This is a genomic window from Rhodococcus sp. MT28 (assembly GCF_058792695.1).
The window spans coordinates 631,338-642,965 of record NZ_JBXAFD010000003.1 but is presented as its reverse complement, the minus strand read 5'-3'; the positions used below and the strand labels follow the sequence as shown (position 1 = coordinate 642,965).

Below are 11,628 nucleotides of genomic sequence, written 5' to 3'. Positions count from 1 at the left end.
AAACTGCGAACCACACGCGTGTTTACCGGATCGATGCTGACTGCCGCTGCACTGACTGCCGCACTGCTCTCCGGGGGGACTGCACAGGCCGATCCCGCATATCCGGCACCGGACCCGGACCCGTTCTACTCGCAAGCAGCTGCCGAGGGGACCGCCGGCACGCCGATCTCCGTGCGCCGGGCCCCTGACCTGATGACCTTTCCCGGCGTCGCGATCTGGCAGGTCAGTTACAGGTCCACGAACTCAGAGAACAAGCCTATTGCCGCGGTCAGCACGATCCTGGTCCCGCCGAATCAAGCACAAGACGGCCCGTTGCTCTCGTATCAGCACATCGTCAATGCACTCGGTACGGGATGTGCGCCATCTCGCGCGCTTTACGCATCGGATCCCAACATCGTCATCCGTGAAGCGCCCATCCTCAACGTCGCGCTGCAACGTGGATGGACCATTGCCCTTCCCGACCATCTCGGACCCAACAGTGCGTACGGCGCCGCGCGCCTGGGCGGACAGATCACGCTCGACGGTATCCGCGCCGTTCAGAAAGTCCCCGAATTGCGTAGTGGCGCCAGCCCTGTAGGTATTGCCGGCTACTCCGGCGGCGGCATGGCCACCGCGTGGGCGGCCGCACTGGCCCCGAGCTACGCACCCGAGGTCAACCTTGTCGGTGTAGCCGAGGGCGGCGTCCCGATGAATCTGTCCAAGATGGCAAACGGCCTCGGACAGGATCCGCACCCGGCATTCGGCCTCGCCTTCGCCGCAGCAATGGGCCTCGAACGCGAGTATCCCGACCTACTGCCGCTGAGCAACCAACTCAACGACCTCGGACGGTCGATGCGGGCCGAACTCACCAACGCGTGCACCAACGACATCCTCAGGGTCGGTGCCGGGCGCAGTGCCTCTCAGGTGTCGACGTCGACATCCTTGCTGTCCAGCCCTGAAGTGCGAAAGGTGATGGACGACAACAGCGTCGAACTCTATCCCGGTGTGCCGACTGCCCCGGTGTTCGAATGGCACACGCCCGACGACGTTCTGATCCCCATCGATTCGGTGGTCAACACGATTTCGCGGTACTGCGCCGCCGGAGCCACGATTCAATCCCAACTGTTCCCCAGCCCGGACCACCTCACCACTGCGGTCCTCGGTCTGCCCACCGCATTCGAGTACCTACAGGACCGATTCGACGGAGTGCCGGCCCCGCGTTCGTGCTGAATGTCTCCGGAGTGACGTATCGAGCAGGCGCGGCACATGGCCAACTCGGTGTGCCCGTGGCATCGTTGATCGTATGAGCGACACGGATGACACCGGCGCGGCCGGCAATGGCGATTACAGTCTCGATCCCGACGACCAGCTTCAACCTGAAGACACTCTGATCGATCGAGGCGTCGACGACATTCTCGACGAGGGAATCTCACCACCGGAACGCCCACTGGGACTTGATGCCCACGGGTTGACCGGCAGCGAGGAATCAGCGGGGGAGACCCTCGACGAGCGCCTGGCCGAAGAAGAACCCGATCCGTACGCGTCGCTCGGAGATCCTTTGAAGGATCCCGCCGATGCCGACGAATTCGAACGGGAAGAAGAATTCCCGAACGGTGACGAAGTGGGTAACCGTCGGGTCGGGCGTCTCGTTGCCGAAGACGAGGGCAGATACGAGGACGAGGAAAGTGAACTCATTGCCGGAGACGTCGGAATCGACGGCGGCGCAGCGTCGGCAGAGGAAGCCGCGATGCATCTGATCGACGATTCAGAGGACTGAACGACCGCCTGACTGTTGTGGCTGTTGTAGCTGTTGATCGGTGAGAACGATGGAGTGGACGTGATTTCCACCCATTCTCTTGCTTTCGTACATCGCCGAATCGGCGAGGCGATGTAGATCGTGAACGCCACTTTCTGCTGCTTGTACGTCCGGCCAGGCGCCGTTGTGGATGGCTATGCCGATGCTGGTCGTCGAGATTGGTTCGCCTGTAGGGGAGTTCATGATGGGCGCGATCCGGGCCAGTAGATCGCCGACGTACGGCAACGGCATCATCTGAACGACGACGAACTCGTCACCGCCGATGCGCGCTATCGCCGCGTCCGATCTGGCCCAGTCGTGTAGTCGATAGGCCGTGCGCAGTATGACTCGGTCGCCGACGTCGTGACCGTAGGTGTCGTTGAAGTGTTTGAAATTGTCGATGTCGATCACCACCACCAGCAAAGACTGGTCGAGGCTGGATTTCGCTTGCAGTAGTTCGGAAGTCCGCCGTGCGAGTCCGCGCCGATTCAGCAGGTCCGTCAACGGATCGAGTTCTGAGCTTTGAGCGTCGTTGCTCAGGAGCGCCAGAGCAATCTGCGTGACCACCGGTATGACGGTGATGACAGGAATGGCAAAGGCAATGCGCCCCAGGACGTCTGGAAGGCCAGAAGGTACATCGGTGAACACGCCGATGCTGGCAACAACGATGACCGCCCCGGAAAACAGCAGGTGCCACAGCTGAGTTCGAAGATTGTGAAAGAAGGCTATGTACGAGCCGACGAGCCCGAAGACGAGACATCCGAGCAATCTCTGATCCGGATTCGCCTCAGCCAGCACGATCACCGCAACGGCGAAGTCCCCGGCAACGACGAAGAAATACGACCTTTCACGGGTGGTCGCTACGACAGGCAGGGCAATTCCGCCGATCATCACAAGCACTGCGACGACGACGTCCAACGGAAATCCGATGGTCTGTACCGAATGAGTGCCCAGTCGCTTCAGCAGAATCGTGATACCCAGGAGGAAAACCAATACGCCGATGCCTATCCGAGTCGGCATCAGAATTCCGTTGTCGCGCAAGAATCGCGTGAATCGGTCAAACTGGTCTGGCACTGCGAGCCAGCGATGCACGACCTTGGGTGTGTCGCTCATCGCGGCCACTGACCATGAGAAGCGGCCGGTCGAATACAACACATGCGGCGATAGTAGTCCGTGGCGATGACAATGGAACTGAACTCGCCTCCAGCCTGTCAACCGTAATACGTCACAGTGACGAATTGAGGTGGGGTAGCCGGAAGTCGGTGAGACGTGTTTATCGGCATCAATCCACATCAGAGCACTTATTGGTCGTTCCTGACGTCCAGGTCGCGCGGCGTAGCCGCAGTCGCCGGCGAGGCCAGGCGGTGATCGGTAGCAATTCAGCAAGCGATCGCGGAGTCGCAATGGTCGAGTCGTGCAAGCCTGTCTCAGATCTCGGACGGAAACGCAGGAAAGCCGGCAAATGTACCGGCAGACAGACATGGGTGGGCGGAAACAAAGAAGGTTGCACGAACCAGGCGTGAACCGGATATCGCCAGGTCGAGAATTTGCCGATAATCTACATTATGTCAAGTAATGGATATTCGAACGTCCCCCGTCAGCTTGTCCGCTAGCTTTACCCAGATGGATTCCGTTGCACTCGTCCTCGGTTCACCACGTGGCCGTCGCTTCTGTGCGAACGTCGGTTACGCATGCCGCGCCGGCGCACGCACATCCGGTGGACACTGGCCTCAATCGCCGGACGATGCGCTCCAAGTTCTCGGCGCTGTTGATATCCGGGCAATCGGCGAGATGTCCGAACTCGAGATTCTGCACTGTCTTGCGTATCCCCACACACTGCCTGGTGGACCGAGCCGATCGACCGTCTGAACCAGAATCTGGTTGAAAAGCGAAACCCTATTTACGGCTGGTCGGACCTACCCTTGCGGATTTACCGTGCAGAGGACGGCCTCGAACAGTGGCGTGCTGAGGCACTCGACAACGAACGTCAGTTTCTGGAATACCAGATCGAAGATCCGGACCGTCACATCGGAGGCGAATGGTGGTCTATCCCGTTTGCCAACGGTACAACCGAAACAACCAGGGCCCGCGACGGTATCGGGGCGCTCGGGGTGTTTCTCGAAGAAGACATCTCCTCGAACGAGGCGCGGGTGCAGCCGGTAAGGATCTACGGCGCGCCCCGGATCTACGAGATCACCGGTCCGCAGGACTGGGCGAATCTGGTCGATACCTATCCCCTGCCAGTGCCCGCTTCACGTCGCTCCGTGTGGTACGACACGACCGGTGAATACCGTGACTGGTTCATTCCGGACTGGGTTTCGGTGTCCGCGGATTACGACGCCGTGCACCTGACCATGATGGCTTATCTGACCACGCCAGGTGTCGCGATCCCGTTGTCGGCCAACGCGGGGGCCACTGTGCTCGCCGGGTGGAATCCGGACGCCACCTTCTGGCTACGTAGCAACAACATCACCGTTGACGACGACCCGACGGGCTGACGTTCGGCTACACCGAGTTGAGCAGGTGCGGCCGCACTGCCAGCCACCGCGCGGTGTCCTCGATCCCCTGTTCCAGGGTGAATGTCGGAACCCACCCGAGTAGTCGCAACGCACGATCGTTCGACGCATAAGCGCCGGCAGTGTCACCGGTGCGTCGGCCGGCAGCGACCACGTCGATATCTTCGCCGAGCACGTTCTCGAATGTGTGTACCAGCTCCCACACCGTCGTCCCCCGCCCGCTGCCCAGATTGACCACAGTCATGCGTGATGATTCAGCGGTGACCCGGTCGAACCTTTCCAGTGCTCGAACATGAGCGTCTGCAAGGTCCCAGACATGAACGTAATCACGCACTCCGGATCCGTCGCGCGTCGGCCAATCCGTTCCCGTAACCCTGAAAGGCGTTCCTGTCGAATATGATTCGAACAGCTTTCCGAGTGCGTGGGTCGGGTGTGCCGATGGTGTACCACTTCGCAGCTCCGGATCTGCCCCGACCGGATTGAAGTAGCGTAGAGATATCGCCGATAATTCAGTGGCCGCCGCAATGTCGTCGAGCATCGTTTCGAACTGAGCCTTGCTGTGCGCATAGGGACTCTGCAGTGCGATCCCCCAGCGTTCGTCGACACACCCACCGTCGCTCGGCGCATACACCGCCGCAGAGGAACTGAACAAGAAGCGCTCACACCCGTTCCGAAGGACACTCGATACCAGCGTCAGCGACTTGGATACGTTGTTCTCGTAGTACCGCGCCGGGCTACTCACGGAATCTCCGACCACGATCAAGGCCGCACAGTGAACTGTCGCATCGATATCGGAATGATCTGCGAATACCTTGTCGAGCAGTTTCTCGTCCGCGATGTCGCCGCAGTAGAACGGGAATCTGTGCGCAAATTCGGCGCGGCCGGTCAGCAGGTTGTCGAGAATCACGACATCGATCCCGGCGTCGACGCACTTCGACGCTACGGTGCTTCCGATGAATCCCGCTCCGCCCGTGATCAGTACTTTCACGCCGCTCCCCCGGCATCTTCGACGGCAGTCCTCGCACGACGGACGAAGTGGGACACGCGTGAGCGCGCCAAGTCCCATCCACGTAGGTCGCGCCCGTCCCGGATGGAAAGCCGATCACGGTCGAGAAAGAGCGGCACCATGACCAGATCGCGGTAGAGCGAGTGCAGGCGTGGGCGATCCGCCAACCACAGCGTCCATCGCCACCACCAACGCGCCGGGAAGGTCGTCATTCCGGTACTGACGCCGAAGATCGATTCCACCGCCGCCCAGTGGACGTTCACCGCCCGACGGACATCGCGTGGCAACTGGCGTCTGGAGAGCGTCACAGCGAGTTCCGGTTCGGAAGTGAGCAGGTACCCCACGTCGAAGACACTGTTCAACGACAAATCGGCTCGAATCAAGGCCCGATCGGCAAGCCGCGCGTGAGCGATGACGTGCAGCGTCACGTCGGCCATCGCAAGGCGGGATCCTTCCGCCTCCGAGCTGATTCCTCGGACCGTGGCCTCCCGGGTCAGCGCGTGACGGGCGAACCTCGGAAGTAAGTGCGAATGGATTTCGACGGAGCCATGACGGTCGTCGCGAAGGAGTGCCGGTTCCTGGTGATCGTCGTGATCGATGGAGTCGGAGTCCACTTCGTCGGGGCGGACCATTCGGTAGCCGAAATCGAGGATCGCGTCGTTGGCCGGAACGGCATGTGCAGGGTCGACGACCAAAAGGTCGATGTCCGTCATCCGTCGAGCTGCCGGGTTCGGCCAGATTCTTCGCTCGAGAAGGGCGGCACCCTTCAGTGCAACCGTCGGAAAGCCGTTGCTGTGTAACAACTCTTGCAGTTCCACTCGTTGCGCGTCGAGGTCCGAGATCCTTATGGTGTTTCGGTGATGGACAAGGCTCAGCGTCAATTCCGGACTCGATGCGGTGGCCGAGGATTCCGACAGCATTTCCGCGAAGCTCGCAGGTAGGACCGATGCGAAGCCGGCCTCGACCGCTCGGGAGGCGAGCAATGGCAATACCTTGTGCCTTACAGCGGCGTCGATGACTCTGGGCCAATCCTGCTGCGAACACAAGCGGATGACGTCGGCCCCACACTCGGGTTTCAACATGGAAATCAGGTACCGGGTGTCACGCATGACGCCACCAGTTCCTCCACGGTGTCGGCGCCGGTATCGCCGTGATGTCGAATCAGTCTGTAGCACGGGGCATTCGAGAGTAGAGCAGCGATGTTTCTCAGGGTCACTCCGTGATTGTCGGACCACAGTGCGGATTGCCCGGCCAGCGACTGTATCGCTTGGGATACGGGCATCGGAGCGAGTCGAGTCGGCGCCTCGTCCCATCCATCGAGGATCAGCACCAGATCGATTCCGCGAACCGCCGAGCTGACGTTTCGTTCAGCAGGCAAGGTTGACGGGTCCAACGCCCACACCGGCGGGGCGTACGGAAGATACAGCGAATCGTGCGCTTTGATCTCCGGGAGGACGTCGAACGTACCGGCTTTGAGGTGAACCCGCCGTGGTAAGCCCACAGCTTCGGTACCACGAATGAAGACGCCTTCGTCAGCACGCAGTTGTGCACCCCGCAGGGCAAGGGCGAGCGCCAAGGTGGTCTTGCCCGCCCCGGAATGCCCGGCGATCGCCACTCTCACACCGTTGCAGTCGACCAGAGCGGCGTGCAGGCGTGTCCACTGTCGGGCGTGCGCGGCCGTCATGACATCCCGGTGCACCGTGCGGTACACGCTCTCCGCGAGCTGGAGACCGTCCAGACCGATCAGCGTTTCAAGGCTGCCGCCGATGGTCGATTCGATGGTGACGTCCCAGCGACCGAATGTCGCTCGATTCCGCTGAATCCGAACTTCGACGTTGTTGTCCGCAGGCCACGGGCTGGCAATCCGATGCTCGACGACACCGACCTCGGGTATGCGGAAACCGCGCACAATCGCGTCAACCCAAAGGTAGTGCGCCCGGAATTGTGGTACGTGGTTGCCTGTCACGGAATTCTCACACCAGCAGACGAGAGGTGCTCAGCTGTCCGTACGTCTCGTTGACTACCGACTTCGCCTCGTCGTCAGGGATCTCGAGCACTTCTGCCACGGCCTGAACAATTTCGCTGACGGTCCGGCCGTCACACAGTTCCCACACCAACGTCGCGACCGGGTTGAGGTGATGGGCAACCTCGCTGGAGCTGTCGTACAGCACAACACCGTCGGTGAGATCGTTGCTCTCCACCGTCTGAGAGCGTTGCGGTCTCACACCTTCGAGTAGTTCGGTCAAGATATCTCCTTGATTCAGCGAATCCGATTTCGTTTTGGTGGTGGTCTCACAGTGCGAAGCGTCGTGAGTATTCGGATTCGATTGCGCCCGAACGAATCAGGCTGCGTGTGGAGGCGATGCCGGGCGACAGCGTCAGGCACGTGAGCGCTCCCCCGGCACTCGCATCCACCAGGTAGTCGCCCAGAGTTCGGTAGTGACCCGCCCATTGTCCGAATGCTTCGGGATCTGACTCCGGATCCGCAATCTCGTCGAGAATTCGCTCGAAGGCGCGCGAATGTACGAGAACGGCGTGGACTCCACGGTTCTCAGGACTGGTGCGCAAGAGTGCCGAACCGTCGAGCAGAGCTCCGTCCCTCGATTTCGGGTCGTGTCCGAGGTGGACGACATCCCAATCGCCGTGATCCAACTCTTCGCGGGCATGGCCAAGGATCGATGCGGCGGCATCCAGCAAACTGACGTCGTCAGCAGCGATGAGGACCGAATCCCAGCCCTTCTCAGTCGCCCGAGCGAGCGCACGACGCCACGAGACGGCAAAGGCCGCGTCCTGATTCATCGCGTCCTCGAAAGCCGACACTCTTTCCACCGCTGTTACGCGCGGTAAGCGAATGAATCTATGCCAGGATGCTTTCCATCTGTCGATGTCAAGATCGAGATTCACGACGGCAACACCGAGGTCCGACTCAGAATCCTCGACAACGGGGTTGGGTTCTCCCCCTACGCGGACAGGCGACAGTGGGCGATCGAGCACAACGTCGACTGCGCCTCGCTCGAGCAGATAAGCCGCCAGTGAGAAGTCGGACGGCACGGGTCCGTTGATCCTTCGTGAGAGTTCGTCTCGCAAAGTTCCGTATGTCGCCGCGCGAACAATCAGTGCAACTCCGACCAGATCTTCGCCGTGTGCGTGGATGACAGCCGTATCGGCCTCGGCCGGGAGGTCGTCGACGATGTTCCGTAGCTTGTACATAACCGCGGGTTCGATCACGCGAGCCTCGTCCAGAAAAACTACCGATTTCCAGGCCAACAGAATGGCCTTGTCGATTCCGGCGACGAACGCAGACGCAGTCCTCCACACATCCGGAGCGTCGTCCTGCGACGGAATGGCACGGTGAACGGTCAGTTCGATCGACTCGGCCTCCGCCAGGCATGAACGCCACGGAGCGACTCGGCCGTCGTCGCCGAGAACGATCACTCCACCAAAGGCCAACTCGGGTTTCTGGACGCTCAGCTCCGCACGGAGACGAATCTCGGGATACGAATCACCGAGGTATTCGGAGAACTGACGATGGAGTGAATCGATGTCCCAACCGACCTCAGTCCAACCGAGCAGGTAGTTGTGAACACGATCTTCCCAGTTTATTCGATATGGGACGCCTGCCGGGCGCTCGAACCGATGGTGCCAGCCGAAAGCCGGAAGGCAGACGACCTTGCCGCCGTTGATCCGGAACTTCTCGTGGATGTACCCCTCTTCACCTCCGAATCCGGTGAAGTGCGAGTTCAATCCCGGCCACGCCTCACGCCTGCAGGCAAATGAGCCGAGGCCCTGCATGACGATCTCGAAAGGCACGTCCGGGTGTTGCTTCGCTCGCGGATCAACTCCCCACGAGCCGAACATCCCGTTGCGCCACTTGGGGTCCATGTGGGTGGCCGCGATGTGCGAGGAATCCTGGGAGAGCATCGGTCCCTGGATCAAATCGTCGGTTTCCGGGTCCGCATCGAAATACGCCAGCAACGCCGACAACGATCCCGGTGCCAAGATCACGTGAGAGTCGAGGACAAGGACATACTTTCCGGTGGCCTTGCGGAACAGGACGTCCCGCACCGCAGTCGATCGAACGTCGGTGAACGGGATGTAGCGGAACCGATCGATGTAACCGGCAAACGATTCGAGCATCGGCGCCGGCAACCCCTCGGGGTTGTTGTCCAACAAGACGAATTCGACTCTGTCCAGAACCTCGCGATGATGGACCAAGATCGAGTGGATCGTGAAGTACGCGCCGTCGAAATCGTCGTAGGTCGCGATCGCGACAGTCAGATCGGCCGGTTCTCCGTGTGGCGGAGTCTCCTTCACCTGAACTGACCCCGCGCTCTGAAACTTCTTCAGAGCGCGGTGTAGCGCGACGTCGAACTCTGTCATCGTCGGTGTTCCCCCTCGGAACCAGTCGCGTCGTGTCGGCTACGTAGGTTCCGTGGGATTTGTCGGCTGGGTCGGAGGGGTCGGGAAGGTCGGCTCGGTGCGAGTGGTCGGCACCGTCGGTACGGTTGGCACAGTCGGGACGGTCGGCTCCGTCGGCGCTGTCGGCCCGGTGGGTTTGGCGGTCGTCGTTCCACCCGAACCTGACGAGCTACCGGTTGATCCGGAACCTGTGGAACTTCCGGACGGTCCCGAACTCCCGGAACTACCCGAACTTCCTGACGATCCCGAACTCCCGGAACTACCCGAACTTCCTGACGATCCCGAACTTCCCGATGATCCGGGATTGCCCGGCTCGTTTCCGCCCGGCTGATTCCCTCCCGGAGTATTACCACCGGGTTGATTCCCGCCTGGTTGCTCGCCGCCTGGTTGATTCGGATTCTGCTGGCCACGACTTGGCGCTCCGGAAAGATTCGGCGTGTCACCGGCTGCGAAGGCCGGCGCCGCACCACCGAGGCTGATCGACGTCACGACTGGCACAGTTACCGCCGAGGCCGCTAGAACTGTCTTGACGAACTTGCGTCGATCAACTGGAACATTCTGAAAAGCGTCGCCGCCCATAGCGTTTCTCCCATGCGTCCGAGACGAGGTCGTCCTCACTCGATGTCGGGCAAAACGCTAGCATCCTTCTGGCAACTTTACAGACTGAACGCGCCGATATTTGACGGTTATGCGAATTTGAGTCCGGACTGGGCCGACTGTTCGGACAAACGTACGGCGATCTCCTCCTGTTCAGGGGACTCGTTTGTCCCGGTCGACAACCGTCAACCGACCGGCATCTCCCACGGCGCCACCGGAAGAGTGCTTCCGGTTTCGAGGTAGGACTTCAGGTTCGACAACACCGCCGACCATCCACCGGCCACCTCCATGCGAGCCGATTCGTCCGCCAAATCGGTGTGCTTGACGGTCAGTCGCACGATCGCGCCGAAGGCTTCGATGTCGAAACTCACCCGAGAGATGTCGACGCCCGGTTCGCCGTTCGGATCAGCCCAGGTGGTGACCAACCTCGACGGAGGGTTGCTCTCGACTACGGTGCCGACTACATCGGCAATGTTCGAACCGTCGATCCGGCGGTGCTCCCACGTCGATCCCGGCTGCCAGTCGGAGACGTTGCTGTGTCCCCAATACTCTGCGGTGGCCTGTGCGTCGGTGAGCGCTTTCCAGACGTTGTCCGCCGTGCTCGCAATGTAGGTGACGTACACAAAACTGGGCTTGTCGGTCATGGCTTCCTCCGCGATTTTTTTGACGGTACTGAGCGCACGAAGGCGCGGTACCTCGAACTTGTTGATCCACCGCTCTCGAATCTCCTCGAGCGCAACGGGATTGAGATAGTGAAGCTTCGCCCTCCCCTGTCGGACCGTGCTGATCAGATTGGCGTCCTCGAGCATGGTGAGGTGTTGAGTGACAGCTTGCCGACTCATGTCGAGGCTGTCGCACAGCTCGCCGAGCGACTGACCGTTGGCTACGAACAAGCGGTCCAGGAGAAGCCTTCGTGTGGGATCGGCCAGTGCTTTGAAGGCTGCATTCATCCGGTCGTTCACAACTTCACAATATGCAAGCATTTACTTGCATGTCAACGGTTGGGCGTGCCGGGTTTCGAAAGTTGGGACAGATGAGGTGTGATGTCTCTAGGCAGATGTGATCTGAATCCCGGATTACACCGTAAGAGAGGTTGGGCACATGGACTGGGCAGCAATTGGAGTGGGTGTCGGGTATGCCTCGGTGGCCCTGTCGATCCTGGTTTTCGTCGGCGGGTGCATCGCACTGTTCATCTTGTCCGTCCGCCAGTAGCTGACACCTCGACAAAGTGGTGATCACCCCGGGGTCCGGCCAAGCCGATCACCTCGGGAGTGATCACCCTCGAGGCCGCTTGATCGATTCGGACACACCGGCGC

12 protein-coding genes are annotated in these 11,628 nt (G+C 60.6%); 5 read left to right on the top strand and 7 right to left on the bottom strand.

Features of this window, described 5'->3' with window-relative positions; translation table 11 throughout:
• The first annotated feature begins 33 nt into the window (after window positions 1-33).
• Both AC1Q6C_RS15690 and AC1Q6C_RS15685 read left to right on the top strand, forming a co-directional pair.
• The gene (locus AC1Q6C_RS15690) at window positions 34-1,209 is read left to right on the top strand and encodes a lipase family protein (RefSeq protein WP_054827626.1); all 1,176 of its coding nucleotides are present in this window, start codon (window positions 34-36) and stop codon (window positions 1,207-1,209) included.
• Between the two features lie 73 nt (window positions 1,210-1,282).
• A complete protein-coding gene (locus AC1Q6C_RS15685) occupies window positions 1,283-1,756 on the top strand; it encodes a DUF5709 domain-containing protein (RefSeq protein ID WP_003945009.1) in 474 nt (157 codons plus the stop codon).
• Here the strand turns inward: AC1Q6C_RS15685 and AC1Q6C_RS15680 are convergent.
• The gene (locus tag AC1Q6C_RS15680) at window positions 1,745-2,794 is read right to left on the bottom strand and encodes a GGDEF domain-containing protein (protein WP_230793231.1); all 1,050 of its coding nucleotides are present in this window, start codon (window positions 2,792-2,794) and stop codon (window positions 1,745-1,747) included. The genes AC1Q6C_RS15685 and AC1Q6C_RS15680 overlap by 12 nt on opposite strands.
• A 603-nt stretch (window positions 2,795-3,397) precedes the next feature.
• Between AC1Q6C_RS15680 and AC1Q6C_RS15675 the strand changes: the two genes are divergently transcribed.
• Both AC1Q6C_RS15675 and AC1Q6C_RS15670 read left to right on the top strand, forming a co-directional pair.
• Window positions 3,398-3,643 (top strand): hypothetical protein, encoded by a 246-nt coding sequence (locus AC1Q6C_RS15675; protein WP_492666691.1) that lies wholly within the window; start codon window positions 3,398-3,400, stop codon window positions 3,641-3,643.
• Window positions 3,644-3,696: 53 nt separating this feature from the next.
• Window positions 3,697-4,272 (top strand): hypothetical protein, encoded by a 576-nt coding sequence (locus tag AC1Q6C_RS15670; RefSeq protein WP_492666690.1) that lies wholly within the window; start codon window positions 3,697-3,699, stop codon window positions 4,270-4,272.
• A 7-nt stretch (window positions 4,273-4,279) separates the two neighbouring features.
• Here the strand turns inward: AC1Q6C_RS15670 and galE are convergent, their stop codons facing one another.
• The 5 genes from galE to AC1Q6C_RS15645 are packed head-to-tail and all read right to left on the bottom strand — an operon-like array spanning window position 4,280 to window position 9,676.
• Window positions 4,280-5,278 (bottom strand): UDP-glucose 4-epimerase GalE, encoded by a 999-nt coding sequence (gene galE, locus AC1Q6C_RS15665; protein WP_492666689.1) that lies wholly within the window; start codon window positions 5,276-5,278, stop codon window positions 4,280-4,282.
• Window positions 5,275-6,405, bottom strand: coding sequence for a nucleotidyltransferase family protein (locus AC1Q6C_RS15660; protein WP_492666688.1), 1,131 nt, complete (start codon window positions 6,403-6,405; stop codon window positions 5,275-5,277). Before AC1Q6C_RS15660 ends, galE begins: the two co-directional genes overlap by 4 nt.
• The gene (locus tag AC1Q6C_RS15655) at window positions 6,384-7,262 is read right to left on the bottom strand and encodes a phosphoenolpyruvate carboxykinase (ATP) (RefSeq protein ID WP_230359874.1); all 879 of its coding nucleotides are present in this window, start codon (window positions 7,260-7,262) and stop codon (window positions 6,384-6,386) included. Before AC1Q6C_RS15655 ends, AC1Q6C_RS15660 begins: the two co-directional genes overlap by 22 nt.
• A gap of 7 nt (window positions 7,263-7,269) precedes the next feature.
• Window positions 7,270-7,542 (bottom strand): PqqD family protein, encoded by a 273-nt coding sequence (locus AC1Q6C_RS15650; protein WP_007732082.1) that lies wholly within the window; start codon window positions 7,540-7,542, stop codon window positions 7,270-7,272.
• A 46-nt stretch (window positions 7,543-7,588) separates the two neighbouring features.
• Complete coding sequence (locus AC1Q6C_RS15645) at window positions 7,589-9,676, bottom strand: glycosyltransferase (protein WP_165639265.1); 2,088 nt, start codon at window positions 9,674-9,676, stop codon at window positions 7,589-7,591.
• 52 nt (window positions 9,677-9,728) lie between these two features.
• Between AC1Q6C_RS15645 and AC1Q6C_RS15640 the strand changes: the two genes are divergently transcribed.
• A complete protein-coding gene (locus tag AC1Q6C_RS15640) occupies window positions 9,729-10,046 on the top strand; it encodes a hypothetical protein (protein WP_230359872.1) in 318 nt (105 codons plus the stop codon).
• 451 nt (window positions 10,047-10,497) lie between these two features.
• Here the strand turns inward: AC1Q6C_RS15640 and AC1Q6C_RS15635 are convergent, their stop codons facing one another.
• Complete coding sequence (locus AC1Q6C_RS15635; RefSeq protein ID WP_080726673.1) at window positions 10,498-11,295, bottom strand: ArsR/SmtB family transcription factor; 798 nt, start codon at window positions 11,293-11,295, stop codon at window positions 10,498-10,500.
• Window positions 11,296-11,628 lie beyond the last annotated feature (333 nt).

Coding starts and splice junctions, on each gene's coding strand:
- AC1Q6C_RS15675 (WP_492666691.1), top strand. CDS start 3,398: ATGGATTCCGTTGCACTCGTCCTCGGTTCACCACGTGGCCGTCGCTTC.
- AC1Q6C_RS15690 (WP_054827626.1), top strand. CDS start 34: ATGCTGACTGCCGCTGCACTGACTGCCGCACTGCTCTCCGGGGGGACT.
- AC1Q6C_RS15685 (WP_003945009.1), top strand. CDS start 1,283: ATGAGCGACACGGATGACACCGGCGCGGCCGGCAATGGCGATTACAGT.
- AC1Q6C_RS15635 (WP_080726673.1), bottom strand. CDS start 11,295: ATGCTTGCATATTGTGAAGTTGTGAACGACCGGATGAATGCAGCCTTC.
- AC1Q6C_RS15680 (WP_230793231.1), bottom strand. CDS start 2,794: ATGCCGACTCGGATAGGCATCGGCGTATTGGTTTTCCTCCTGGGTATC.
- AC1Q6C_RS15645 (WP_165639265.1), bottom strand. CDS start 9,676: ATGACAGAGTTCGACGTCGCGCTACACCGCGCTCTGAAGAAGTTTCAG.
- AC1Q6C_RS15660 (WP_492666688.1), bottom strand. CDS start 6,405: ATGCGTGACACCCGGTACCTGATTTCCATGTTGAAACCCGAGTGTGGG.